Origin of the sequence: Paenibacillus abyssi (genome assembly GCF_014640295.1) — a bacterium.
Taxonomy (GTDB): domain Bacteria; phylum Bacillota; class Bacilli; order Paenibacillales; family Paenibacillaceae; genus Paenibacillus_D; species Paenibacillus_D abyssi.
In genome coordinates this window covers 1-25,337 of the sequence record NZ_BMGR01000018.1, presented here as the reverse complement: position 1 = coordinate 25,337, position 25,337 = coordinate 1, and the positions used below count along the sequence as shown (strand labels likewise).

Genomic DNA, 25,337 nt, shown 5'->3' with positions numbered 1-25,337 from the left:
AGACTCTATACGGCCGTGTCACCTTTAAATATTTCTCCTTTGCTATTATAAGTGACAGTAAACACCATGTCTGAAAGCCACTTCTTAAACGATTGATTATCGTTAAACTGCTTGAAGATCTCCATATTGTCGGTCATCAAGTTAATGATCGCTTTGTTTAACGCCTTCTCGCTCTCGATCTTGGCATTTTGTTTGTCAGAATTTTTCATCGCATTTTGATAATCTTTATCCTTGGCAACCATTTCTGGGATGCCTGCTATGTGCTTCTTAACCTGATCTTCATCCTTCCAAGGAATATTTCCGAAAAGGTCATGGAAGTTCGATAATATATTGCTAAGCAAATCAAGCTCTGGTTCTGGCTTTACACCAATAGCGGAAGTGGGAACAGCATTTATTTCGTAAGCTGGTGAGTCCTCCATAATGATCGACATTGTGGCCTGTGCTTCCGCTCGATAGCTATCTAAATCAATCGCTTCAAGAATACCTTTGGACAGGTCTTCCTCTTTTGGTGCAGGCAACTTTGTGATCAGGAAAGATAGAAATATAGATAGCTTTTCCCAATCTGCATTTCCATATGGAAGGATGGAAGCTAGGAAACCATAGGTTCTTGTGAAAGCCTTAGACTTGCTTTTAAAGTCGACTTGTTCTGTCTCATCAAGATCATCTTCATAAATTTTTGCACAAACATCCAGTATCGGATCAAGCTTGTCCCGGTCAGCTCCATTTAAATATAGCTCAACAATAGTATCAATATGGTAATCCGTAAATACATGATAGCTCCTAATATCACTTTCCAAATCATTGAGCTTATCTGGATCCGTTACATCTGACAAAATCGTAGTTGTGTAGTATTTGGAGAAAGCTTCTTTAATTGTCTCAGTTTCATTGGCAAAGTCCAGGACAAAAGTATCGTGTTTTTGCGGATGAGCTCTGTTAAGCCTTGATAATGTTTGAACCGCTTTAATATCCGATAACATTTTATCAACATACATCGTATGAAGCAGCGGCTCATCATAACCGGTCTGAAACTTATTCGCAACAACTAAGATTCTATACGGATCTTTCTTTAATTTCTTTTCGATTTCATTACTTGGAAAGCCATTAACACTGCTTTCCGTAAGCTTTTTACCTCCATATTCATGTTCGCCGGAGAACGCCAGAACAGCCTTATACTGACTTTTACGTTTTACTAAATACTCTGAGATAGCATAGAAATACTGAATAGCCCGCTCAATGCTGCTCGTAATAACCATTGCTCGAGCTTGACCGCCAATTTTACCTTTGGGTATGACTTGATCGTGAAAATGATCCACCATGATCTCAGCTTTTAGTCCAATGGCAGTTTCATTCGACTCGACATATTTACGCAGCTTTTTCTGTGCTTTTTTCTTATCAAATAACGGGTCGTCTTCGATTATTTTCGCAATTTTATAGTAACTTTTGATGGGGGTATAGTTTTTAAGCACGTCAATAATAAATCCTTCTTGAATCGCCTGCTTCATGGTGTAGATATGGAACGGTCTGTGCTTTGTTTTCCCCTCCGCTGGATAGGGGACACCGAACATCTCAAGCGTTTTATTCTTTGGAGTTGCTGTAAAAGCAAAATAACTTGCATTAGAGAGCATTTTACGCCCCTCTAATATTTTGAGAATCTTATCCTCTGTTGTTTCATCTTCACCGTCCTCATAATTTTCGGACAATGCCATATTCATTTTGGCAGACATATTACCACTTTGACTGGAATGGGCTTCATCAATGATGATAGCAAAGTTATTCTTTCGCTGTTCATTTCCGATGTCTTCAAGGATATAAGGAAACTTATGCACGATTGTAATAATAATCTTTTTACCGTCTTGAAGTAGCTTTTTAAGATCGCCGGAGCTTTCAGCATGTCCAACTGTATTTGCAACTTGCATAAAGCTCTTGATTGTATTTTTTATTTGTTTATCCAGATTGATTCGATCCGTAACGACGATGACCGAATCAAATATGTTTTTCCCATCCTTTGTAACTGCGACGAGCTGATGTGCAAGCCATGCAATAGAGTTTGACTTGCCGCTGCCGGCGCTGTGTTGAATGAGATATTTTTGCCCAACGCCCTTAGAGCTCACGTCCGCTAGGATGGCCTTAACACCCGAAAGTTGATGATACCGTGGAAAGATTTGAGTTCGTTTAGTTTTCTTTGTCTCTTCGTCTTTCTCCTCAACGATTTGTGCGTAGTTTTCAATGATGTTTGAAAGCTCATCTTTTTTCAAGATCTGTTTCCACAAGTAGTCCGTTTTTATCCCGTCGGGATTAGGCGGGTTGCCAGCACCATCATTGAAGCCCTTGTTAAAGGGTAAAAACCACGACTTTTTACCATCAAGCTTCGTGCACATTTTGATTCCATTGTCGTCCACCGCAAAATGCACCATGCATCGGCCGAAATTAAACAAAAGCTCCCGCGGGTCCCGATCCGTTTTGTACTGATAAACTGCATCTTCTACATTTTGCTTTGTAAGTCGGTTTTTAAGCTCACAAGTAATAAGGGGGAGCCCGTTAATAAAAATGGCAAAATCAAGGGCAAGCTTTGTATTGTCTCTTGCATACATAAGCTGCCGCGTGACACTGAAAATATTTTTTTCGTAAAGTTCTTTTGCCTTATTATTTTGTTCTGACGGTGTAAGGTAGAATAAATCTAATGTAACCGGGTAAACCTTGATACCGCTTCTTAGAACATCAATGATGCCATTTTTTGCAATCTCACCTTGCAAACGATTTAGAAACTTTGTCTTATTGATATCACTATTGAATACACCCAGTGTCTCTAGTTTCTCAGGTTGAGTATTCCTCAAGAATCTAAATAATCGTGTTTCATCGATGGCATATTCTTTGTTATAATCGTTGTTTTCACCTTGCTCATATCCATTCTGGTTCACAAGATAATTTATTATCAGAGTTTCAAGTCCGCTCTCTTTGGTGTTGGTTGGCACTACACCTCACACTCCTCCAAATCTGCAACATCTTCATTATCAATCAATGCATCATCATTAGTTATGTCTAGGTCTGAATCTTCACTTAAACTTTCCCCTATAACGATTTCTCCAATGTGTTTTCTGCCTGTGACTGCATCAGCGATAAGACGTGATCGGAATTCAATTATTAAGCTGATTTCATTTTCGATACTTACGATACTCCTATTCAATTTTTCGGTTTTTAAAGCGATGTAATTCAAAATCTGGATCTGCTCTTCTAGGCTCGGAATTGCGAGAATTACTTGTTTAAAATCATCCTTATTTATTTTAGGTTGTGCTGCCGATTTATTTGCTTTAATTTTTAATTGGGCTTGTACATAATTACAATTAACCGCTTCTACGATAAAATCTATCAATATCCTGTCTTGCCTAAATTTTGCCATCATCATATTTGGAGCAAGAGTTGCGGGATAACTCACCTTTGGCATTATACATGCATAGCCAGCATGTGCACCAACATTTGCGATGAGAAACTCGCCACCGAACAATTTTGACTTTTTCAAATAATTATACGCATGCTCCGAGACATATACTCCTGGATTGAATAAGTTGGTTCTTAAATCTGTTAGCCTAATAGCTCTAGCATATCCCGCATCAAGATATGTCACATTTTTTGCTAAATCACCAAATGAGCCATTTGCAGTGTAATCAGTTAAAAGAGTAAGGATTCGCTTACACATAACCAGTTCCCAATGTTCTGGTATCTCCCCAAGCCCATCAATACCAGAAGGTTTTAACTGTATATTTGTATTAACTCCTCGCGATATCGCATCGTTTATGACAGATTGCTTTAATTCTTTGAGTAGCTCAATTTGCCTTCTCTTAATCCGGACGAGTCGGGAGACTTTCCTACCATGGGCATCTAAGAAATCAGCAATTTTCTTTTGTTCATCACTCGGAGGGAATAATGACGGCATTTGTTTAAATTCATCCCAGTATAGCCTGTTACGATCTGCAACAATTCCATGTGAGTATTTATTTACTTCATTCATATATGATTGAGTTCGAAAAAGGTATGAGTAATACCGACTATCCACTCCCGAAAAAGGACTTGCCACAACGTATGCTGGACTTATCAAGCCATCGACAGGTGCAACTCCGACAGCTCCTTGCCACATCCTCATCATGTTGTAGGCAATATCACCTTTGGCCGCGCGTTTGTACTTTCCACGATCACTCATAATTTGTTTGCGCTTAGAATTATCAAAATCTCGCACTCGAACTCCCGTTTTTAATGATACCTCTAATATTGGCAAATCAGGAAATCCCGTCTGATTACGTTGTGAGAAGATTTGACCATTCCTAAGGACTTTCCAGTGAGTTGGGATTAGTCCAAAATACGGCAAACCAGAATCTTTATACTCCGAATATGGGAAAAGGTCATCTAGCATCATTTTCTCCTTCCAATAACTTGCTCTAATAAACCTTCAGTTTCAATCTCAAGTTCGTAAATCTCCGCTTTTATTTCAACAAGTGTTCGTAGTTCTACTGGTTTATAAAAATATTTAGTAAAGTTGATTTCATAGCCTATTTGTGTTTTGCTTTCGTCAACCCAGGCATCAGGAGCAAAAGATAAGATTTCATCCTTTAAAAACTGTCCAATGCCTCCTATATACAATAATGGGATCTGCTCAGTATCACGCAAATTCACGTCTGGTTCATATTCCACAATGCATGTTTTGCCATCAACATCAATAGTAAACAAACCATACAAATCATTAGCATCTATTTTTCCAGCCTTGTGAATTTTCTTAATAACTTTTTCAGCGTTCTCATCGGTCTGAGCTAAACTATTCCTAATGAGATTCAATCGTTTAGCGGAAAGTTTGACATTTATTCGATCAGCAACCTTGCTTAATTCTGAAACAAACAAATTATAGTCGTTTATTTTTGTGTATTGAAGTTTCTCGGCTAACTCTGAAATTACAGTCATAATCTCCGTTTCTTTTTGAGCTACACAAATCGAATTGAAATCAGCTAACTTTTCCCTAGCTAAATCCACACTTAACCGCAACGGCCTTTCAACCGTAATTTTCCAATACCCAAATTCTTTATTATCAAATATCTTCGATTGCTCATTTTGAGCAAATTCAATAAGCATATTGGTAATTTGTGTTCTTATTTCAGGTGTAAATTCGCAGTTTTTATTGCCTAAGTTTTTTCTCAAAGGGCTTTTTAAGCTTGTTGCATCAATGAGTTGAACCTTCCCGCGGCGGTGTGGTGCTTTTCTATTTGTTACTACCCAGATATAGGTTGCAATTCCAGTGTTGTAAAACATATTTTCAGGAAGTGCAATAATAGCTTCAAGCCAGTCATTTTCGATGACATATCTGCGGAGATTGCTCTCACCCTGCCCTGCATCACCTGTGAATAATGAGGAGCCGTTGTGTACCTCTACAATCCGGCTGCCAAGCTCTGTATTATGTTTCATCTTACTTATTTTATTTGCCAAAAACAGCAATTGCCCATCACTAGAGCGGGGGATCATTTTAAAATCAGCTTCACCATTATGCGTTACGACAAACCGAGTATCTGTGATATCTCCCTTGCCACCTAAGCGTTCTAAATCGGTTTTCCAGCTCTTCCCATAAGGAGGATTTGATAACATAAAGTCGAAGCTATTCGTTGGGAATCCATCATTGGAAAGTGTTGACCCGTAAGCAACATTTTCAGCTTGCAACCCTTCACCCTTAAGCAGCATGTCTGCTTTAGTGATAGCATAAGTTTCAGGGTTGATCTCCTGGCCGAACAAATTTATGGAGATCTCTTTGTTATGTTCTGTCGCCAGCTGGTGAAGCCTTTCTTCTGCAATTGTCAGCATGCCGCCTGTGCCGCAAGCACCATCATAAACTAAATATGAACTATCTTTAATTTTATCTGCGACCGGCAAAAAAGCGATATCTGCCATAAGCTCAACAACATCACGGGGAGTAAAGTGTTCCCCTGCTTCTTCATTGTTTTCTTCGTTAAATTTCCGAATAAGTTCCTCAAAAATCACTCCCATTGAATGATTATCAAGTGCAGGGAGTTTAATTTCACCGTTATCATCTAGTACAGGCTCAGAGCTTAGGTTAATAGTTGGGCTTACAAACCTCTCTATAATTAATCCCAAAATATCTGCTTCAATCATCGTGTCAATTTGGTTTCTAAACTTAAACTTCTCAAGTATTTCCTGCACATTCGGGGAGAAACCGTCTAAGTATTCAATAAAATCTGCTTTAAGCTGCTGCTGCTTTGCCCTTGATTTTAAGTCTTTAAGCATGAAGGGTGAAGAGTTGCAAAAAGCTTGACCTGCTACATTACAGAGCGCGGCAGTTTGATTTATCACACCAGCACTATCTAAGTTAGCCTTCATTTGAAGCACAGCTTCTTTTGTCGGCTCAAGAACCGCATCTAGACGACGAATAACTGTCATTGGCAAAATTACGTCTCTGTATTTCCCACGAACATATACGTCACGCAAACAATCATCCGCAATGCCCCATATAAAATTAACTATTTGATTATGTAATTTGTGATTCATTAATAAGTCCTCCAATAAATACATATCTCATAAGACCCTCTTATTATACATCATTTCAAGCGGCACTTGTTCGATATTCGTTGGAAAAATCATACCTTGCTTTCCTCATATGAAAACCCCACCTGATCGAATTCAGAATTTCACTTCAAAACAAAGCAAAGAGCAGTTGGCAAATTGCCTAACCGCTCCCTGAGGTAAATATTTATTCATTTCAATGTATGCTTTATACAAAGTGTATATTTATACATTGTGTTGTATATCCGTATTTTCTTCCACTTTTCGTGATACAAAATTATTAACAGTTGTGTTCATTTTGGTAGCTTTGGTGATTCCTCATAAACACATGACCACGCTTAGTCACTTTTTAACCCTATGAGCACTTACTATAACCACAATTACTGCAGGTTTTACATCCTTCGATGTTCAGCAGGGAAGCGGAGCCGCATGACGGGCAAAGGTCCCGGGACAAGGCGTTCTCCGCTTTATACTTAACGGCTGCCAAGTGTACGGCTTCTTCCTCGACTGTCGCGCTTAACGCTGGCGCTGGTTCAGCGCTTGCAGCCCACTCTTCGCCAGCTTGGGTATGAATCTCTAACGACTTGGCCACCGCATCGGCGATCGACTCGACGCGGTTCGTGCCAAAGCCTACTGCTCCGCTGCCGCCTATGCCCTTCAGATGTTTGATCAACAGCGTCACTTTGTTGCCGTGATCCCCGTAACGCAGGAACAACGAGCAGACGCGGCCGAGCGCCTCGGCCATCGCGAACACGTCGGAGCCGGCTTTGCCGACATTTAGGAAAATCTCTGCCGGTGAGCCGTTCAGGTCATTAATGGTAATGTATGCCATCCCGAACGGCGTGTTTACCTTGTAGGTCGCGCCGCGCAGTACCTGAGGACGGCGTTTGTACTGCTTGTCGAATACCAGCTCCTCCTGCGGCGCAACCGTGCTGTTAAGCGCCTGATTCAGAGCCGAAAACGGTTCAGCACTAATTGCTTCTACCTCTGCCTCAGTCGTGTTCTCAGCAGCAGTCTCAGCTGCCTTCTCGCCATCTTTCTTCTCCGTGGACAGGACCTGCACATCACGGCTGCCGTCGCGGTAGATGGTCACGCCTTTGCAGCCGAGATCGAAGGCCATCTCGTACAACTCCTTAGTCTCTTCGACGGTGAAATCGCTCGGGCAGTTCGCCGTTTTTGAGATGGAGCTGTCGACCCAACGCTGGATCGCAGCTTGCACACGGATATGATCCTTCGCCGACAAGTCCATCGCTGTGACGAAGTAATCCGGCAGCTCCTGGCCTGGATTCTCATCCTTCCAGGACTGGGCGATCGGAACGAGCTGCTTGTCGAAGCCTAGCCGGCTCTGTCTGAAATATTCAAACGCAAAGTAAGGTTCAATACCGGTCGACGTGCCGACCATGGTGCCCGTGCTTCCGGTAGGTGCCTGCGTGATGACCGTTACGTTGCGGATACCGCGCTTGCTGACCGCTTCGCCTACCTCAGGGTAAACTTCTGCCATGTTTTTCATAAAACCGCTTTGGAGATATTTCTCCGCGATGAATTCAGGGAATGAGCCCTTCTCTGCTGCAATCTCCGTCGATGCCAGATAGGATTCCTTCGCGATGAAGCCATACAGCTTATCCAGGAATTCAAGCGATTCCGGGCTGCCATAACGGATCTCCAGCTTGATCATCAGCTCAGCCAGCCCCATTGTGCCAAGGCCGACGCGGCGTTCCTTCTTCTGGTTCTTTTCATTCTCTTCAAAATGATAAGGCGTTTTGTCAATGACGTTGTCCAGGAAACGCACCGACCAGCGCGTCACCTTCGAGAGCTCTTTCCAATCGACATCATGATTGGCTTCATCATAGAACTTCGACAGGTTCATCGCCGAGAGGTTGCAAACGCCCCAGCCCGGCAGGCCTTGCTCGCCGCACGGATTCGTACAAATAATCGGATTAAAATACCAGCTGTTCGACATCTGGTTGTAATATTCCATAAAGACAACACCCGGCTCGGCCGATTTCCACGCAGACTCGATAATCGTATGCCATACATCGCGCGCTCTGACCGTGCGGTAATGAATCACTTTCTTGCCCAGCTGGCGCCATTTCTCCAGATCGCCGTCCCACAGCTTGTCATACTCCGGATCCTTCGTGTCCGGGAACACCAAATCCCAGTCCAGATCCTCCTTCACGGCGCGCATGAAATCATTGCTCACGCATACCGAAAGGTTAGCGTTCGTCACTTGACCCATTGTCTGCTTCACTGTAATAAAATCTTCAACGTCGGGATGCCAGTCATTGATCATCAGCATCAATGCGCCGCGGCGGCTTCCGCCTTGCTCGATCAGGCCGGTCGTGTAGCTGAACAGCCCGCCCCATGATACAGCACCGCTCGAGGAACCGTTAACGCCTTGGACAACCGAACGTCTTGGCCGCAAAGACGACAGGTTGATACCAACTCCGCCCCCGCGCGCCATAATTTCCGTCATCTCCGTCAGTGTCGTCATAATGCCCCCGCGGCTGTCATGCGGCGAAGGAATAACGTAACAGTTAAACAATGTCAATTCTTCGCTTGCCCCTGCGCCGGCTGCAATCCGTCCGCCAGGCACGAGCTTCCAATCATCCAGAATATATCGGAAACGTTCCGTCCACTCCTGCTGCTTCTCCTTCGTCTCTTCAACCGAAGCCATTGCAGCTGCAAGGCGGTTCCACATTTCTTCAGGTGTTTTCTCTATTGTTAAGGTTAGCTTCTCTACGGTGGAATCGACATTCTCTCCGCTGCGCGTGCGAACCGTTACCCGGTTCCCTTCCCTGGCGATGACTTCCCCTACTTCCTTTGCAGGAAATTTCGGGTCATCCTTCGTCAAGACCAATACGACATCACCCACCTTGGTCTTGCTCGTATCCGCGTTCTTCCATGCATACCGATCCAAGAATATTTTCTCGCTCAAGCCTTCCAACCGATTCTTCCGAGTTGTTTCCACTAACCAAACGCCTCCCGTCAATTGCCGAATCTACGCCACAATAAGTCAAATATAGTATATGTAACCGATACAATATATTGTGTGCATTTATCATTATACTACACTAGATATTGGGATTCTAATAAGAAATTGTCGAAATAACTCAGACAACCCCATTCAACATTCGCTTTGCTTTCGTTTTCTTCCTGCTGCTCTTTTTTTAGCATGATCTTATGATTCCCTGGCATTGGGGTCATACTAAGTATATCTGATTCCTTGATCTGGAAAGGAGCCATCCATGGCTGACACTCCTATACATTCCAACTCCATTCCAAGCCGCGCCTTACAGCAAAATGCAAAGAACAGGCTGCACCCGCTGGTAGATCTGCAGTTCGATCGCGGCTGGCATGATGAACTTCAAGCCCGCTTGGGGCGCAACGGCCCTTGGGACGATTGGACCCTCTATCAACTGGCGATTGAAGCCCGGCAGTCCCGTCTGGTGGGAAGTTTTGATGAATTACAATGCATTCGCAGTCTTCCTTCCTTCGAACCGATGCCGCATCAAATCAGCACAGCGTGCAAGGTGCTGCATGAGATGGGCGGACGGGCCATTCTTGCCGATGAGGTAGGACTTGGCAAAACCATCGAAGCCGGGCTTGTGCTCAAAGAATATATGGTGCGCGGACTTGTCAAACGCGCGCTTATTCTTGTCCCTGCTTCACTCGTCCTGCAGTGGGTGCGGGAGCTAAACCAAAAGTTCGGCATATCCGCCGTCGCGCAAAAGAAAGAGCATACCTGGCACTACGACGTTGTGGTCGCTTCGATCGATACCGCCAAGCGGGATCCACATCGCGATATTCTGCTGGGCAATGACTACGACCTGATCATTATTGATGAAGCTCACAAGCTTAAAAATAAGAAGACAACAAACTACCAGTTCGTCACCCAGCTCCGCAAAAAATACTGCCTGCTGCTCACCGCCACGCCGGTGCAGAACGATCTGGACGAGCTCTACAACCTCATTACCCTGCTAAAGCCCGGTCAACTCGGAGGTCAGCGGGAATTCGCAGCGAACTTTGTCGTTGACAAGCGGCTTCCTAAAAATGAAGACCAGTTGCAGGAAGCATTATCCACTGTCATGATCCGCAACCGGCGCGGCGACGGCGGCATTCATTTTACCAAACGTGTCGTGAAGAATGTTCCGCTCCTGCTCTCCCCCGAAGAACAGGCGCTCTATAACGCTGTGACGGGCTTTGTACGGGAGCGCTATGACGAAAGCGGCGGTGACCTGACGAGCATGCTCTCCCTTGTTACCTTGCAGCGCGAAGTGTGCAGCAGCCGCGACGCGGTGTTTCTCACCTTGGTCAATCTGTTCAAGAAAACAGCCGAGGACTCTCCGATGCGTCCGAAAATATGGGAGCTGGTCGAGTTCATCAGGCAGATCAAGGAAAATACGAAAGCCGAGAAAGCCCTTGAGCTAATCCGCGAAATGAACGAAAAGGTCATTCTGTTTACCGAGTACCGGGCGACACAGGAGTACTTGCTGCAGTTTTTCCGCAGCCACGACCTTGTAGCCGTACCGTACCGGGGCGGCATGAACCGTGGCAAAAAGGATTGGATGATGGATCTGTTCCGGGGTCGGGCGCAGGTGCTGATCGCAACGGAAGCCGGCGGCGAAGGCATTAACCTGCAGTTCTGCCACCATATGATCAACTTTGATCTGCCTTGGAACCCGATGCGTGTCGAGCAGCGGATCGGACGCGTGCACCGCCTTGGGCAAACCGAGGACGTCAAAATCTATAACCTGTGTACGCTCGGGACGATCGAGGAGCATATCGTCAGCCTGCTGCACGAGAAAATCAATCTGTTCGAGCTGGTTATCGGCCAGCTGGACCACATCCTGGAACGTTTCGAAAAAGGGGATAAGCCGATCGAGAAGCAGATCGCGCAGATGATGCTTGAAGCGTCCGGACAGGAGGATCTGCGCAGCCGCTTTAATCAGCTCGGACAAACGATCGGACAGGTGATGGAGACGCTCCCGGAACCTGACGAGGCACAGAGCAAAGCGCCGGCCATCGGAGTTCTGCTTGACAAGGTGAGCCGCACTGTGGAGGTGAGACCATGAATTCGAAGCAGATCCATCGGTTCGTCCAGCATTATCTCGATGCGACAAACTGCAGCATTATAGAGAAATCTCCCTATCATTTTACGGTTAAGCTGTCTCCGGAAGCCGATCGGGTGCTTACCGGGCGGCCTTATTATTGGAGCTTCGTTGACCGGACAGGCGCCGAGCCGGAGACGATGTCGTATCTATTCGTCACCAACAAGGAGAAATACGACAGTGCGAAAGAACAGTCAGCCTCCAGCGGCACGGCGGCCAATCCCGGCGGCATGAACCGGACTGACGAAGCGGCAAAGTCAGCGCTTAGCCGGTCCTACGGCTTTGTGCATGGCGGCGCATTGGCTACCGGCAGGATGCCGCGGGAGGACTTGTATTACGGCTCAAAAAGGCTCGAGCAGCTGTTCGATGCCGCCCAATCGAGCGGCAGCTACGTCTGTCTGTTTCAGGAGCCCGACGCGCGCTCAAGCACTCCTTTTGAGTCTACGGCTTATACGCCTTGGCTTGGCGTGAATCTGAGGGTAGAGTTTCAGTGCGACCGCAAACGCGAGGAGCTGCATTCGTTTGGCGTCTCCCTGGCGACCGGACAGTGTGTGGAGAATTTCCAGGACCGGCTGAACGCGCTGAAGATGACGCCCCGGCTCCCGCCAAACATCCATCTTACCCGTAATGGCATTACACTGGGCAAAGCCGTTACAATCGCAGAATCGACGTTGGAGCGAAAGCTTCGCACCTACGATTACAGATGGGCTGAGGACGCTGCCGCGCGTCTTAAGGAAGAGCTGGAGGTCGTTAATCATTATTATGAACCGCTCCTGGAATCGGCAGAGGAAGAACGGCGCGAAGCGATCATGGAGCAATTCAATAACCGCAAAGCTGAGATCGACTGGCAGTTCCGGCCCCGGGTGACTGTATCTGCCATAAACTGCGGTATCTTTCATCTGGCCGGCATCGATTAGGGGTTATTCAGACGATGTTCGCAGCAATCCAACAAAAATAGAACATTGCTCGTCTGCGAGGGCGCGACAGGTTCCAACAGCCTTTTCGGGGCTTGTCCGATACAATTACGTAACACGCTCACACAATCAATCGCTTGCAACGACTAGTAAGGAAGGTGAAACGACGATCATGCGCAAATGGATTCCGATCTATGCGGCTGCTGTGCTGCTCTTTACGAGTCTCCATCCGGTCTATGCAGCCCGGAACGAGCACCCTCCAGCCATCAAATCAGCCCTATCAGCGGACAACGGGCTCAAGCAGCAGGTAGACCTCTGGGTGAACGAGCTGTCCAAGCAGCCGCCTTTTGAAGACTGGAAATCTGCTGAGTATCATATATCCGCTCTTGGCCCGGGCACGCACGGGTGGCTCATTACGTTCACCGCTGACAATGCACCGCTTGGTTATATGGTTGTTCATGCCAAGCCTGAAGGCGGGTACCAATTAGGCGAATACGGTTATGGCAAAGAACCGTTGTTTACGCTGCAGCCGCTGTACAGCTCCATGGTACAGCTCGAACTGATCCCTTCAACTTATCCTAAGCGCTTGCCGCAAAATAATAATCACAACCCGTTATTTGAGTTGGAACAAATGTATCTCTCTCCCCTGCTGGCCGTGTGGAAAGTTACAATGCGTCAGGAGCAAAAAACGGTTCATTATTTTGATGCGAAGACGGGCGAATATTTGCCGATTTCAGAGAAGGAATGGGATAAAGCCGACCAGTCCGTCAAGAAAACGATACATGCGGAAATTTCTTCAAAAAAGCCGGCTTCACCAATTTCGACCATTGTTGCCAAACAGTTAAATCCGGCTTTTGATGTTTATGAACGATTTCCTTGGTTAACCAAACCGCCGATAAAGGGCAATGTCATAAATGAGGTGTCCCTTCTCCTGGAGCAGCGCAAGAAGGTGTGGTACAGCGCGGAGCCTTACGGGAAGACTGTCCGATATGTATGGCCCGTGATCGGATATCAGCAGTGGGATGATGGCCGGTTATATATTGCCGTTGCTCAGGAAGGCGCCCGTTTCATTCCATCTCACGTTCTAACAGGGGCAGGCAGTTTTTACGATTAAACGAGTAGAACCGCTGGCGTACAATGAGCCGGCCGGCACACGTGGATCTTGACACGGGATGCCGGCCGGCTCTTTATACTGCAGGCGGTTATTTGCGCTGCCGACCTTTTCGGCCATTCCACCATATCATTAAGCCGAGCGGCGCTACGCCAAACCATTGTGTTAACCATGGCTCTTTATGCGCCTTCGCCTCCGCTCTACGCCGGTGTCTTTCTTCTTTCGGTGTTTCCATATAATGAACAACGCGTTCTGTCACATATTTTACATATTCCGCTCCATTCTTCGCCATCCTGGATTCCCCCCTTTCCAATCGCCTTTTACTATCCTTAGTGTGGCCGGAAACAGCAAAGGACAAACATGCATGAGATTGCCATTATTGAGTCACGCTATAACATACAAGTGATTCAACGCAGCAGACCAGACCACCTGGAGGGAAGACAATTGAAGAGCTATCGGATTCAAAGAGGTGTAATCCTATGTTGTTTAATGTTTCTAATGAGCTTATGCGGCAAGAATATGTGTCCCGAAGCCCAAGCGGAGCCGCTTGATGATCAGTGGGCGCTTCCCGAGGCGGAGATTCTCATCGATGTTGGACACGGCGGAATTGACGGCGGTACCCATGAAGGCGGCGTGCTGGAGAAAGACATCAATCTGGCGGTAGCCAAGAAGCTGTATCTGCTGCTCAATGCGCAGGGCATCAGTACGGTCATGAACCGCACCGCAGATTATGCGCTGAGCGACGACAATCGCTGGCACGCTACCCGCTCACGGCACGGACGTGATTTATCCCAGCGCAGCCAGCTGTCCCAAGAGATCAACCTCCGTATGCTCGTCAGCCTGCATGTGAATTGGTCCCGCAACCGCAGTGCGAAGGGGCCCGTCGTATTACATCAGAGCGAGGGCCGCAGCGCCCTGCTGGCCTTTTTTATTCAAAATGCGTTAAATAACCAGCAGGGCACCCGCACGCTGCCAAGGCTCGGAAAACCGTTCTATCTGCTTCGTAAGGTGGAGCAGCCTGCGGTCATCGTTGAAATGGGCTTTATCAGCCATCCGGATGACCTGAAGATGCTTACGAATCCACATGGACAGACCCATATTGCCGAAGCAATCGCGACGGGCTTAAGGCAATATTTGATCGTTACGGGCGGCTGAGGGCAGCAGCTCCGTTGCATGGGCGAACCGGGCCTTGGACTGCAGCTTTGGAATCGATTGTTCGATTGCTGCAGCTGTTTTTTTGCCGGGCGTGCCCACATGACCGATCGCAATACAGACGGCATTCGACTCCAATTCATCGCTTAGCTTTCCGAGCTGACGGGTAATGTGGGTTAAAGTGGATACGTCATCCAAAAATACGCTGTTGGACAAAAGCGGCACGCCAAGCTCCGCGGCAACCTGAGGGACGACTGTTCTGTACGTTGTGCGGCTGTCGAGGAAGAACAACCCTCTCTCCTTGCAGACACCAAGAACGACCCGCATGATCCGTACGTCAGCCGTAGCTTTGGAGCCCATATGGTTATTCATCCCTACGGCGTGCGGAACATCATCGATCGCCGCTTCGACCCGTTTCCTTATCTCTTCATCGCTAAGATCAGTTGTAATCGCACCGGGGCCCAGCCACTCCCGCTTGCCTTTATTCGGTTCCATCGGCAAGTGAACGATGACATCATGTCCTCGTTGAAAAGCGGCTTCCGCATCCTGCTTCGTCGTCGGCATGAATGGCATGATTGCCATTGTCAAAGGGATCGGCAGCTTAAGCATTTCCTCCGTCCCGCTCATGCGGTTGCCGAAATCGTCAATGACGATGGCAACCAGCTTCTCCTGTTTGTCTGTTTTTGGCATGCCCGCTCCTGTCATAGTACTGATGACAAGAACAGCGGCCAATACGCCTATTGTTATCCTTTGCATGTAATTGGGCCCTCTTTTCTCTTATTGTGTATCGTAGTATCCTCATTGTGCGACATAGATCGGTAAAATATGTATGCGGCCGGCACAACCCTGCTTTGTCATATTATCGAGCTCTGAAGTTATGTGTATTGCGTGAAAATTCCAACTTTGAAAGAACATTGAACGATCGCTTGACTTCACCTTTGGCCCATGCTAATATAAAAAACGTGATTGCGAGACCCAAGCAGTGAAATCGCATGACACAACTTCATATGCGGTCGTGGCGGAATTGGCAGACGCGCTAGATTCAGGTTCTAGTGGTGTAACAGCCGTGGAGGTTCGAGTCCTCTCGACCGCACCAACTTCAAACACAGTGAGCCCTTGATATATCAAGGGCTTTTTTGTATGGAATAATCAAGAAATTAATCATTTTGCAGGAATAAAAATTGACATCTATTTATCTTTCGCCTTATAATCGATACATTATGTATCATATAATGATGAAATGAAGTCATACCTTCATCCGATGGAGATCACTAAGGAGCGGAAAAATGAAAAAAAAAATCTTTTTATCCACCATCATCTCATTGGCCTTACTGTTGTCGGTTGCTGCAGGAAGTTATGCTGCAACAAAAATGACGCTGATTGTAAATGGCAGCGTTGCCAAGGTTGATCCGATCCTGATTAAAGGGGTCACTTACGTTCCTTTGCGGGCTGCGGCTGAATTGCTGGGCGCTGAAGTAGGCTACACGAAAAAGACCAATACAGTCACAGTTGACAGCTACTCGTTCAATGCGGCTGAGACCGTATTGGAAATCAACGAGTATGGCGGCCAAGACCTGGCGATCGTTGAAGAAGCGGGAGAAACAACCGCTGGAGTATCATTTACACAAATCGATGGTATCGAAGCTGACTCGGCTAATATTGAGATGATTTTCGAACTGCTTGTCGGATTCGGGGCCGATTATTCCATGGTGATCTATGAATCTTATGAGGGTGACGAGTATGTGGAGATAGGCACGATCTCCATTTTAACGAATGATTACATCGACTACCTAAACGGTGATATTTCCGAAACCGAGCTGTCGGATAAATGGATCATCACCGGTTTTGAGGAATAATACACGTCAGTTTTATCCCCTGCCGGCCGCCAAGGCCTGTAGGGGATTTTTTGTTTCGTGCTTGAACACGATACGATGCGCATATCATGTCAATTTACTTCCCATTCATGCATTCGATATGCTAAAATCGTATAAAACAATTCGAGGTGCCTGATGAAACAGAAACAAAATCCGCTTTTGCTATCCGTTGTCGGTTTATTTTTTATTGTATTTGGTGTGGTAGATTACATGTATTTGAACAAAGCGGTCGGCATCGCCTTTTTAGTGATCGGAGTTGCGCTTGGCGTTATCGGCCTTAATCGTTATAAAAAATTAAAGCAATAAGCAATAATAATGGCAAAATGCAAAGAAGCCTAAATATGATCGCACACCGGTTGACTAAGCGTAACCTTGTAGAACCCATCAATAGGCATTCGCATATGCTGTAGAAATACATGTTATGCGGAGGTCTAATTGACATGGAGAACAAGCAGGTTCAGCAGCAAGTGGTTCATCAAGCCGATTCGAATATGATAAATAATCTCATGCAGATGAGGGAGAAAATAAAGGAAGTGTGCAGTAAATGCGTAAATCAACGTGTACGAATCCAGACATTTGACGGATTTATATGTGAGGGTTACATCGTTGATATTAAAGGCGGGTGTGTGTATGTGATGGTTTCCGCATCACATCCGCATGTTCACGATCAACGCTTTTTCAGCCCTTTCTTCCCTTCCGGTTACTATGATAATGTGATATTGCCCCTTGTTCTCTACGAGCTGCTTGTCATTACATTACTTTATACTTAGCCTGGATGGGCTGTTATCAGGCAGCCGGCGGGCATAAGATGCACTTCTGTACCACGATCAAACGAAAAAACAGCTCTAAACGCCATTCTACCCGGCGGCGCATAGGGCTGTTTCGTGTTTGACTGGAATCAAGACTGTACTTTCTTTTTCTTATTCGTCCACATTTTATATGCAATAAAGACTAACAAAATAGCTATAACTACAATACTGACAGGCATCAAATAAGATTTTGCGAGCGCCCCTACCTCACGCCATTGGGGACCGAATTTCATGCCGAGCACTACATACAAGGCCGTAATTGGCAGCATAGCGCAAAACGTGTAAATCGAGAATTTCCATACATTCATCTTGGCGATGCCGCATGGAATCGAGATCGCGGTGCGTACCCCCGGAATGAAACGGCCGAAAAATGCAACCCCTGCGCCATACTTTTGAAAGAACCGATCCGCCTTATCCATTTCCTTCTCCCGGATGAAGAAGTATTTGCCGAATTTTAATACCAGCGGCCTACCGCCATATCTGCCCAAAGCATATAACGTAAGAGGACCTAACACGCCTCCGATACTGCCTGCAAGAATAGCCCAATATAAATTCATATCCCCAAGATAGACCCAATATCCTACTAACGGGAGCACTAACTCGGCAGGCACGAATTCAAACGTTAAGGCAATCATAATTCCGGCGTACGACAATTGTTTAAAAAACTCGATAAAATCCAATAAAATTTGTTCCATCTTTCACCTCAGTTTATATGATACACATTGTTACAACACTATTATAAAAACATCATGTTTGCAATAACAAGATTAAATTGTGAAATTGTGGTTAAATATTAAATGTTCTATACTAATATAGCAGGTTAATTAGGAGGCGCATATGTGGGCAATTGGATCGGGCTAATCAAAAAAGGCAATACCTCTTCGGCTACTGCCGCATTAGGAAACACGGGGCTGGCTATCATTAAAGCGATCGCCGCATCCGTAAGCGGCAGCGGTACGATGTTTGCTTCCGCTATGCATTCAGTCGCCGATGCGGTAAATCAAGGTTTTGTCTTTATAGGGAGCGTGCTGGCGGAACGAAAGCCATCACGGCGTTTCCCTACCGGGTTCGGAAGAGTCATTAATCTGTTCTGTATGATAGCGGTTATCGTTGTCACGATCATGGCTTATGAAACGATACTCAAAGGCTTCAAATTGCTTCAATACCCCGAAGAAGCCACGAACTTCTGGATTAACTTCGTGGTACTAATGATTGCGATTATAATCGACGGAGCCATCCTGCTTAAGGCGATGAAAGAAATTTTGAAAGAGACCCGCGTAACCGCCAAAGGCCTATCCATTCTCCCGGCAGCGTTCCGTAACGCCGGGCGGGCTGCGCCGCCGACAAGACTTGTGTTCTATGAGGATATTGTTGCAACACTCGGCGCGGTATTTGCTCTTGTCGCAGTCATCATCACCCAAGTTTCAGACGTGAAAGCGTTGGATGGCATCGCAACAATCTTGATCGGATTTTTGATGATCGGCGTAGCTTTCAAAGTCGGATATGACAACATGGTCGGCTTAATTGGTGTAGCTGCTCCAAAGGATGTTGAGGAGCGGGTTGCCTCCTTAATTCTCACTCAACCCGAAGTTAAGGATATATACAGGCTGCGCATTACGCAGGAAGGTCGCACTTATCATGTCGAAGCGTCCATTGAGCTTCATCCCGACATGACGCTTGCAGATGCAAGTGACATTAAATTGCTTGTCCGCAGCAAACTGCTTGCTGATCCGGATATATCGGATGTAAACGTTGGGTTAATCGAAGACAATGGAATAAAATCATGGCCGGTTAATTAGCCGGCCAACACAAAGATAGACGCCACTCCTTGTATGAGTGGCGTCTATCTGTTCATACATTCAAGACTTAAGCAGTATACAATAAATTCTCCATCATCGTGAGCAGCCTGTATCTCATGTTCTTCAGCTTATCGATCGTTTTCTCAAGCCAGATTTCATTGTGCATCATCCACTTCGATTTCTCAATCGTGGAATAAGCGTCGTCCATCGCCATAATCTCTTCCGAATTCTGCAAATCCTTATCGTAGATTCGTACCCGGTATAATAAATCTCCAGTCGTCTCGAACAACTCTTCCAAATATTCTTTCATTTTAGTGTTGTTCATTATAGTGTGGTTCATCATCTATATCAACCTCTCATCTGCAAAATTTAGTATTTCTACTAGAGTATGCATTCCATTTAGATGTTATTACCCACTTCCGCCAAAATAAAACAAAATAGCGCGCTGATGACCGTTATGCATAATTTTCTGGCTAAACAACAAAAAAAGACCCGCTCGGGTCTTTTATTTGCTTATTTATGAAGTTATTAATCGAAGAGGTCTCCAAAAACATCCAGTACCGTTTTCTTTTTCTTCTTATAAGGATAGCCGCGTTTATCATAGCCGTATTGACCTTGATTATGCGTACGCTGGTCATATCCCCGATTATCATAACTACCATAATTAGCTGGCGGCGTGCCATACTGTCCTTGGTTGGCCGGCGGATGTCCATATCCAGGCTGGTTTCCGTAACCAGGCTGTGGAGGCGGCGTGCCAACCCCGCCCTGCGGCGGCATTGCGTATCCTGGCTGGACAGGAGGCTGCTGCTCCCATTCTTCCAGTTCCTGACGCATCTCCCGAACACCCTTCATCAGCTTATCCAGCTCTCCACGGTCCAGCCAGACCCCTTTGCAATCCGGACAAACGTCAATAAGAACACCGTCCTTCTCAACCTCACGCATTCTTACATCTTCACATATCGGACATTTCATATCGATACACCTCCGACATTATCTTTAGTTACTTTCTATTGCTTGTTTCATTCAACAGGCTCTCCGCGTTCTTCCGATGCAAGCTCGTAACGATAACTGCGGCTAAGCTTTACGATTCGCCGGTTCGGCCTTCGAACCATAACCTGCTCATCATCCCAGGCCACCACAATGCCGACAACGTCGTTCATTTCAAGATGGTCGCGCACGACGCGGACCTTGGTTCCCGTTACCCGTAAATCATCCAGTTGCTCATCGGTGATCAAGGCGAATCCCCTTCCTTTAGCTCTTGCTGCACTTCTTTATTATAGCAAAGAGACCCCTTCGCCGCAAAATCCGGCGCTAGAGGTCCCTTGTGTATCCCTATCAATGAGTGCGGACTAACTCGCTTAACCTACATGCTCTTTCGAATCGTTCGTCTCATACCATTCATCTAACACGCGGGAAGACATGACACGATTCGAGATATACTCGGCCTGACGTTCCGTGAACTGTTCACGCCACCCGAAATTAAGTTCCTCGCAAAGCTTAACTACCGTCAACAGCTCAGACCACGCGACATAACGTTTGTACCAAAAAAACTGCGGGTGCTCGATCATATACGGATAAAGATCATCAAACTCGGTATGTTTGCAATCCAGAGCACGCTCGAAATGCACTTTGGCATCGGTCAACTTCGTCTCAAAAAAATCAACGGAAATCTCAAATTTATTCATATCCTTCTGCCTCCCCTCAGCCACTTAATAACTATTATAAAGTAAAAAGCCTCGCGAGAAAAGAGATGGTTGACTGGAACTTTCTACGCAAACGTAATTTTTCCGCCTTCAAGCGATGCGATACGCACGAGCGACTCCACCCGAATCTCCTGTTCCCTCAGCGTCCGGGCTCCAGCCTGAAATGATTTCTCCACTACGATGCCAAGACCGGCAAGCTGGGCGCCGGAGCGTTCAATGATCTTGATCAATCCGCGGGCGGCATCGCCATTGGCAATAATATCGTCTATAAACAAGACACGATCCTGCGGCATCAGGTATTGCCTGGACACCATAATATCAGTGACGATTCCTTTTGTAAATGAAGGCACACGCTCAGTCAGCGCGTCCGGATCGGCGATCAGCGTTTTCTTGCGGCGGGCAAACACCAGCGGCACCCCGAGGGTCAATGCAGTCGCAAATGCGACAGGAATACCCGAGGACTCAACGGTAATGACTTTTGTGATTCGCTCTTCCGCATAAAGACGTGCAAATTCCCTTCCCATCTCCATCGTCAGTTCAGGATCTACCTGATGGTTAAGCAAACCATCCAGCTTCAACACATCGCTTGACAAAATCGATGCTTCGCTTAATATTCTCTCTTTTAATTTTTCCATCGTTCTCACATTCCCTTCACCGTAGACCCTTTTCGTTAAATTACCATAGGTAAGGCTGTTTCCGCAACTCATGGTTGCGTGCAACCCCAAAAATATAATGGGCGGATGCAACTTTTTCCCTTGTTTAAACGTCTAGTTATATAGAGTCGGAGAAATTCGACATTTTCCGGCAGAAGGTGGGGATCCGATGTGATGAGACACATGGCCAAACAGCTGTCACAATCCGCGGCAGCGGTTTTATTTATCCTAACAATCGCAGGTTGCTCAGACCTTCCAAGTTCTCTTACCGGGCAAGCAGCGGGACCGTCCGCCGCTCCATCCATCACTGAAACCACAGGGCTGCGGGAACAGATAAGCCCTCAACAGTCTTATAATATGCTTCAAAAAGAAGGCATCGCCGATGACACAAAAGTAATAACGCCACCCGATCAAAGCGCAAAGGCGCAGGGCACGGGCGAGAATGTCAAAACCGGTTCCAAACCTGACGAACAACCCGAGCAGGAGGCAAAATGGGATCGGACGCTTCCCAAGCTAAATGGAATGGCCATAGGAGACCGTTTGGAAACGATCAATGAACGATTCGGACAGCCGCTGGATGCTTATCAGCTGGTAGATGAAAACGAAACAATTCATGTGAGCGAATACAACGGCTTCTCGGTCGGCTTTGACGCACAAGACAAGCTAAAATTTATCGAGATCTATGATTCTTCCGTGATGACCGGGTTAAACGGCTTACGTATCGGGCAAAAAGGTGAAGCGGCCATACAATCGATCGGCAAGCCAACAAGCCAAACGGCAAATGTGCTTAGCTATGGAGCCAGCGGAGCGCTGCTTAAGCTCGATCTGGATCCGAGAAACGGTGAAATATTGTCCATCAAATTGTTTGTAAGAGCTTGACTTAATCAGCCAACGCAATCTTCCGCGCTTCGTATCCCTTACAGGGTATAGCCGGCGATGCGTTGGTTTTTTGTTAGATGTCATGCCTGTCCCTACTCGGACATACCTTATTAAAGAGGAATGAACGAAGGGACGGACGTGATGATGAAACGAACAGGAAGAGTGTTGCAGGTCGCATTAACGTATATGGGTACAGTTGTTGGCGCCGGGTTTGCCAGCGGGCAGGAAATATTGCAGTTTTTCACCCGTTTTGGTTTTATCGGCGCATTGTCAATTCTGCTGTCCACCGCTATGTTCATCTGGCTTGGAGCCAAGATGATGCTGATCGCCAATGAAATTTCCGCCAAATCCTATGTAGATCTGAACAAAGTCCTCTTCGGTCCCCGTTATGGACAATTAATCAGCTATTTTATGCTTGTCGTGCTGCTTGGCGTCACAGCGGTCATGCTGGCCGGCGCAGGCTCTATTTTCTCAGAGCATCTTGGTGTCTCTTATCAATCCGGACTGCTCGTCACCTTGTTCGCCTGCTTCTTCCTGCTGCGCAAAGGGTTAAATGCCATTCTGACTGTCAATGCGATCGTCGTTCCCATCATGCTGTTTTTTACCGTATTAGTCATGATCGATACACTGAAAACGCCCGGATCGGACCGGTGGCTGCTGCTGACAAGCGATTACTCCCCATTCGCGGCATGGGCTTCTCCGTTTCTTTACACCGCCTTTAATTTGTCGATGGCTCAAGCGGTCCTCGTACCGCTGGGCGCGGAGATCAAAGATCGCAAGACGATTATAGTCGGAGCCTGGATCGGCGGGATCGGCATCGGCTTCATGCTGTTGGTCGGCCATATCGCACTGTCAGTACATATGCCGGGCATTACACAGTTCGCTATCCCGATGGGCGGCATTGCCAGGCAGCTCGCACAGAGTGTGCAGTGGATCTATATTTTTCTTATTTTCTCTGAAATATTCACGACCCTGATCGCCGATGTATATGGACTGAGCCTCCAGCTGCAGGAAAAGTTGAAATGGCCCCGCGAGCTGATCATTCTGCTCATTCTGCTGTTCTGTTTCCTGCTCAGCCAAGTCGGCTTCGGCGTTCTGCTCTCCACCCTCTATCCGATCTTCGGCCTGATCAGCCTCGGCTGGCTGGTACTTATGATCAGACAGCAGCAGACAAAGCTGTGAAACCGCTGCCTGCTGCTGTCGCCAGTCTATCTTTAGCTCAGCGAGAGGATACGGGCTTCAGGAATCTGCCTGCTCAGTGTATCTTTCACATGATCATGGCATGTTAGCAGAATGACTTGATGACGCTCCGACAGTGTCTGGATTACATGGGAGGCGGCCGTCAGGCGATCAATATCAAAGTTGACGAACACATCGTCAAGCAGAACGGGTAACGCAACTGCAGGCGCAACCGCATCGGCAAGCGCAAAACGCATCGATAAATAAAGCTGTTCAGCCGTTCCACGGCTTAAATACTCCGCTTCCACCAGTCGCCTGTCCGCTGTTTCGAGCCGGATCGTCGGCTGGCCAAGCGCCGTCATAATCCGCTGATACCGGCCTCCGGTCATGATGGACATATAACGGGAAGCTGCTTTCATCACTTCAGGCTCCCTCTCCTCTTCCAGCTTGCTCTTGGTCGATTCGATCAGGGCGCTTGCCAGGGTTAACACCGCATAGCGATCGTAATTCTGTCCGAGTGCCGCCATCAAACGCTCCCGCTCAGCCAGGAGTTGATGGGAATCCTGACGGCCTGCAAGCTGTTCAAGCGATTGGCGCAATCGTCCACTAAGCTCGAGCAGCTGCTTGCGCTCCTCTTCCGCCTGTTTCAGTTCGCGCTGGGCAGCTTCACGTTGGACGAGCAGTTCTTCACGATCCGCCTGCTGAAGCAGCTGCTCCAGCCGCTCCCGCTTGTCCGGCTGCATGCCGGCACCGATCTCCACCTCCAAGCGAATCCGTTCCGCATCCAGCTCATTGGCTCTGCCTGCATGGGCGAGCAGCTCTCTCCACGCAGACTCGCCTTCCACCTCCGCCTCCTCAAACCAGTTGGAAGCCGCAGAGTACAGTGCTGCCAGCTGCTGGTTACATGCCTTTAGCTCTGTCTCCAGTTCCACATACTGCTTGCGAAGCCTTGCGGCGTCACCAGCCGCTTCCGATTGTTTGTGAAGCTCGATTAAGAGCATGCGAAGCGCGGTTACCGGATCGGGAGACAGCTGGCGATGCGATTGCGCATGGTCGGCGCACAGCCTGGACACCGCAGCCTCAAAAGCGGCCAGCTCGCGATCGATCTCTGCAAGCTTCCCCGTAATGCGTCGCAGCGACTGCAGCTGCTGCATCCCCTGCTCCGCCAGCTCGAATACTTCCAATGCCGCTTCAGGCGATAACGTCTCGGGAAGCCGGCGATCTGCGAGCCAGGCGCGCCACTGTTCCTCCAGGCGCTGCACATGCCGGCGTGCGGCGGCTTCGGATTCGCCGCGTGCCTGTTCAAGCGCACGCAAGCGCTGCAGCTCGTGCGCCAGCTCCTCGCGCTGCGAGGCAAGGGCCTGCGCATCGCGGAATGCGTCTAGCTGCGCGTCGACTGCTTCGCGCAGCCGCTCGCGCGCGTCAGCCGCATCAGCCGCAGGCGGCTGCGCCAGCAGCGCCGCCCAAGCCGCCTGCGGCTGGCGCAACAGCGCGGCGAGCGCGCCAGCGACGCGGCGCTCGCGCTCGTGCAGCCGCGCCGCTGGCGTCGGCGCTGCGGCGGCGGGCTCGCCGCGGCCGCGCCCGCGGGCGGCCTGGGCGGCGGC

23 protein-coding genes and 1 tRNA gene are annotated in these 25,337 nt (G+C 47.5%); 11 read left to right on the top strand and 13 right to left on the bottom strand.

Annotated elements, in window-relative coordinates:
- Window positions 1-5: 5 nt before the first annotated feature.
- The 4 genes from IEW11_RS21735 to IEW11_RS21720 form a co-directional block, all read right to left on the bottom strand.
- The gene (locus tag IEW11_RS21735) at window positions 6-2,972 is read right to left on the bottom strand and encodes a type I restriction endonuclease subunit R (RefSeq protein WP_188533188.1); all 2,967 of its coding nucleotides are present in this window, start codon (window positions 2,970-2,972) and stop codon (window positions 6-8) included.
- On the bottom strand, window positions 2,972-4,408 hold the full coding sequence (locus IEW11_RS21730; RefSeq protein ID WP_188533187.1) for a restriction endonuclease subunit S: 1,437 nt from the start codon (window positions 4,406-4,408) through the stop codon (window positions 2,972-2,974). Before IEW11_RS21730 ends, IEW11_RS21735 begins: the two co-directional genes overlap by 1 nt.
- Window positions 4,405-6,537 (bottom strand): type I restriction-modification system subunit M, encoded by a 2,133-nt coding sequence (locus IEW11_RS21725; RefSeq protein ID WP_188533186.1) that lies wholly within the window; start codon window positions 6,535-6,537, stop codon window positions 4,405-4,407. The genes IEW11_RS21730 and IEW11_RS21725 overlap by 4 nt, the downstream gene beginning before the upstream one ends.
- Before the next feature lie 370 nt (window positions 6,538-6,907).
- Window positions 6,908-9,520 carry an adenosylcobalamin-dependent ribonucleoside-diphosphate reductase gene (locus IEW11_RS21720; protein WP_188533185.1) on the bottom strand — a complete coding sequence of 871 codons (2,613 nt, stop codon included), beginning with the start codon at window positions 9,518-9,520 and terminating at the stop codon, window positions 6,908-6,910.
- A gap of 277 nt (window positions 9,521-9,797) precedes the next feature.
- On the opposite strand from IEW11_RS21720, the gene IEW11_RS21715 reads away from it, so the two are divergent.
- The 3 genes from IEW11_RS21715 to IEW11_RS21705 all read left to right on the top strand — a co-directional run bounded on the left by IEW11_RS21715 (window position 9,798) and on the right by IEW11_RS21705 (window position 13,688).
- A complete protein-coding gene (locus IEW11_RS21715) occupies window positions 9,798-11,624 on the top strand; it encodes a DEAD/DEAH box helicase (protein WP_188533184.1) in 1,827 nt (608 codons plus the stop codon).
- A complete protein-coding gene (locus IEW11_RS21710) occupies window positions 11,621-12,577 on the top strand; it encodes a YqhG family protein (RefSeq protein ID WP_188533183.1) in 957 nt (318 codons plus the stop codon). The genes IEW11_RS21715 and IEW11_RS21710 overlap by 4 nt, the downstream gene beginning before the upstream one ends.
- Before the next feature lie 169 nt (window positions 12,578-12,746).
- Complete coding sequence (locus IEW11_RS21705) at window positions 12,747-13,688, top strand: hypothetical protein (RefSeq protein WP_188533182.1); 942 nt, start codon at window positions 12,747-12,749, stop codon at window positions 13,686-13,688.
- A gap of 88 nt (window positions 13,689-13,776) precedes the next feature.
- Here IEW11_RS21705 and IEW11_RS21700 read toward each other — a convergent pair whose 3' ends face one another.
- Window positions 13,777-13,977 carry a YqzE family protein gene (locus tag IEW11_RS21700; protein WP_188533181.1) on the bottom strand — a complete coding sequence of 67 codons (201 nt, stop codon included), beginning with the start codon at window positions 13,975-13,977 and terminating at the stop codon, window positions 13,777-13,779.
- A gap of 152 nt (window positions 13,978-14,129) precedes the next feature.
- On the opposite strand from IEW11_RS21700, the gene IEW11_RS21695 reads away from it, so the two are divergent.
- A complete protein-coding gene (locus tag IEW11_RS21695) occupies window positions 14,130-14,840 on the top strand; it encodes an N-acetylmuramoyl-L-alanine amidase family protein (protein WP_373289366.1) in 711 nt (236 codons plus the stop codon).
- Here IEW11_RS21695 and IEW11_RS21690 read toward each other — a convergent pair.
- Window positions 14,808-15,593 (bottom strand): divergent polysaccharide deacetylase family protein, encoded by a 786-nt coding sequence (locus IEW11_RS21690; protein WP_188533180.1) that lies wholly within the window; start codon window positions 15,591-15,593, stop codon window positions 14,808-14,810. The genes IEW11_RS21695 and IEW11_RS21690 overlap by 33 nt on opposite strands.
- 253 nt (window positions 15,594-15,846) lie before the next feature.
- On the opposite strand from IEW11_RS21690, the gene IEW11_RS21685 reads away from it, so the two are divergent.
- From IEW11_RS21685 to IEW11_RS21670, 4 genes are all read left to right on the top strand, one after another.
- Window positions 15,847-15,933, top strand: a tRNA-Leu gene (locus IEW11_RS21685).
- A gap of 190 nt (window positions 15,934-16,123) precedes the next feature.
- Window positions 16,124-16,693: a stalk domain-containing protein gene (locus IEW11_RS21680; protein ID WP_188533179.1), complete on the top strand. Its 570-nt coding sequence runs from the start codon at window positions 16,124-16,126 to the stop codon at window positions 16,691-16,693.
- Window positions 16,694-16,846: 153 nt separating this feature from the next.
- Window positions 16,847-17,017 carry a hypothetical protein gene (locus IEW11_RS21675; RefSeq protein WP_188533178.1) on the top strand — a complete coding sequence of 57 codons (171 nt, stop codon included), beginning with the start codon at window positions 16,847-16,849 and terminating at the stop codon, window positions 17,015-17,017.
- A gap of 134 nt (window positions 17,018-17,151) precedes the next feature.
- Complete coding sequence (locus IEW11_RS21670; RefSeq protein WP_188533177.1) at window positions 17,152-17,481, top strand: acetyl-CoA acetyltransferase; 330 nt, start codon at window positions 17,152-17,154, stop codon at window positions 17,479-17,481.
- A 128-nt stretch (window positions 17,482-17,609) separates the two neighbouring features.
- On the opposite strand, the gene IEW11_RS21665 is transcribed toward IEW11_RS21670, so the two are convergent.
- Window positions 17,610-18,215 (bottom strand): DedA family protein, encoded by a 606-nt coding sequence (locus IEW11_RS21665; protein ID WP_188533176.1) that lies wholly within the window; start codon window positions 18,213-18,215, stop codon window positions 17,610-17,612.
- Window positions 18,216-18,359: 144 nt separating this feature from the next.
- On the opposite strand from IEW11_RS21665, the gene IEW11_RS21660 reads away from it, so the two are divergent.
- Window positions 18,360-19,319, top strand: a complete 960-nt coding sequence (locus IEW11_RS21660; protein ID WP_188533175.1) for a cation diffusion facilitator family transporter — start codon at window positions 18,360-18,362, stop codon at window positions 19,317-19,319.
- Between the two features lie 67 nt (window positions 19,320-19,386).
- Here IEW11_RS21660 and IEW11_RS21655 read toward each other — a convergent pair whose 3' ends face one another.
- The 5 genes from IEW11_RS21655 to IEW11_RS21635 form a co-directional block, all read right to left on the bottom strand.
- Window positions 19,387-19,662, bottom strand: coding sequence for a hypothetical protein (locus IEW11_RS21655; RefSeq protein WP_188533174.1), 276 nt, complete (start codon window positions 19,660-19,662; stop codon window positions 19,387-19,389).
- Window positions 19,663-19,847: 185 nt separating this feature from the next.
- Window positions 19,848-20,291: a TFIIB-type zinc ribbon-containing protein gene (locus tag IEW11_RS25395; RefSeq protein WP_188533173.1), complete on the bottom strand. Its 444-nt coding sequence runs from the start codon at window positions 20,289-20,291 to the stop codon at window positions 19,848-19,850.
- Between the two features lie 47 nt (window positions 20,292-20,338).
- Window positions 20,339-20,554, bottom strand: a complete 216-nt coding sequence (locus IEW11_RS21645; protein WP_188533172.1) for a hypothetical protein — start codon at window positions 20,552-20,554, stop codon at window positions 20,339-20,341.
- A 123-nt stretch (window positions 20,555-20,677) separates the two neighbouring features.
- Window positions 20,678-21,004, bottom strand: coding sequence for a hypothetical protein (locus IEW11_RS21640; RefSeq protein ID WP_188533171.1), 327 nt, complete (start codon window positions 21,002-21,004; stop codon window positions 20,678-20,680).
- An 83-nt stretch (window positions 21,005-21,087) separates the two neighbouring features.
- A complete protein-coding gene (locus IEW11_RS21635; RefSeq protein WP_188533170.1) occupies window positions 21,088-21,657 on the bottom strand; it encodes a xanthine phosphoribosyltransferase in 570 nt (189 codons plus the stop codon).
- Window positions 21,658-21,846: 189 nt separating this feature from the next.
- Between IEW11_RS21635 and IEW11_RS21630 the strand changes: the two genes are divergently transcribed.
- Entirely contained in the window at window positions 21,847-22,554 is a 708-nt protein-coding gene (locus tag IEW11_RS21630) for a hypothetical protein (RefSeq protein ID WP_188533169.1), read from the top strand.
- Between the two features lie 144 nt (window positions 22,555-22,698).
- Window positions 22,699-23,736, top strand: a complete 1,038-nt coding sequence (locus IEW11_RS21625) for a YkvI family membrane protein (protein WP_188533255.1) — start codon at window positions 22,699-22,701, stop codon at window positions 23,734-23,736.
- 32 nt (window positions 23,737-23,768) lie between these two features.
- On the opposite strand, the gene IEW11_RS21620 is transcribed toward IEW11_RS21625, so the two are convergent.
- A partial coding sequence (locus tag IEW11_RS21620; RefSeq protein WP_373289364.1) for an ATP-binding protein occupies window positions 23,769-25,337 on the bottom strand: 1,569 nt, incomplete at its 5' end.

Excerpts from the sequence above, each read along its gene's own strand:
- IEW11_RS21730 (WP_188533187.1), bottom strand. The coding sequence starts at position 4,408 with ATGATGCTAGATGACCTTTTCCCATATTCGGAGTATAAAGATTCTGGT.
- IEW11_RS21725 (WP_188533186.1), bottom strand. The coding sequence starts at position 6,537 with ATGAATCACAAATTACATAATCAAATAGTTAATTTTATATGGGGCATT.
- IEW11_RS21715 (WP_188533184.1), top strand. The coding sequence starts at position 9,798 with ATGGCTGACACTCCTATACATTCCAACTCCATTCCAAGCCGCGCCTTA.
- IEW11_RS21710 (WP_188533183.1), top strand. The coding sequence starts at position 11,621 with ATGAATTCGAAGCAGATCCATCGGTTCGTCCAGCATTATCTCGATGCG.
- IEW11_RS21705 (WP_188533182.1), top strand. The coding sequence starts at position 12,747 with ATGCGCAAATGGATTCCGATCTATGCGGCTGCTGTGCTGCTCTTTACG.
- IEW11_RS21700 (WP_188533181.1), bottom strand. The coding sequence starts at position 13,977 with ATGGCGAAGAATGGAGCGGAATATGTAAAATATGTGACAGAACGCGTT.
- IEW11_RS21690 (WP_188533180.1), bottom strand. The coding sequence starts at position 15,593 with ATGCAAAGGATAACAATAGGCGTATTGGCCGCTGTTCTTGTCATCAGT.
- IEW11_RS21680 (WP_188533179.1), top strand. The coding sequence starts at position 16,124 with ATGAAAAAAAAAATCTTTTTATCCACCATCATCTCATTGGCCTTACTG.
- IEW11_RS21675 (WP_188533178.1), top strand. The coding sequence starts at position 16,847 with ATGAAACAGAAACAAAATCCGCTTTTGCTATCCGTTGTCGGTTTATTT.
- IEW11_RS21670 (WP_188533177.1), top strand. The coding sequence starts at position 17,152 with ATGGAGAACAAGCAGGTTCAGCAGCAAGTGGTTCATCAAGCCGATTCG.
- IEW11_RS21665 (WP_188533176.1), bottom strand. The coding sequence starts at position 18,215 with ATGGAACAAATTTTATTGGATTTTATCGAGTTTTTTAAACAATTGTCG.
- IEW11_RS21655 (WP_188533174.1), bottom strand. The coding sequence starts at position 19,662 with ATGATGAACCACACTATAATGAACAACACTAAAATGAAAGAATATTTG.
- IEW11_RS25395 (WP_188533173.1), bottom strand. The coding sequence starts at position 20,291 with ATGAAATGTCCGATATGTGAAGATGTAAGAATGCGTGAGGTTGAGAAG.
- IEW11_RS21640 (WP_188533171.1), bottom strand. The coding sequence starts at position 21,004 with ATGAATAAATTTGAGATTTCCGTTGATTTTTTTGAGACGAAGTTGACC.
- IEW11_RS21635 (WP_188533170.1), bottom strand. The coding sequence starts at position 21,657 with ATGGAAAAATTAAAAGAGAGAATATTAAGCGAAGCATCGATTTTGTCA.
- IEW11_RS21625 (WP_188533255.1), top strand. The coding sequence starts at position 22,699 with ATGAAACGAACAGGAAGAGTGTTGCAGGTCGCATTAACGTATATGGGT.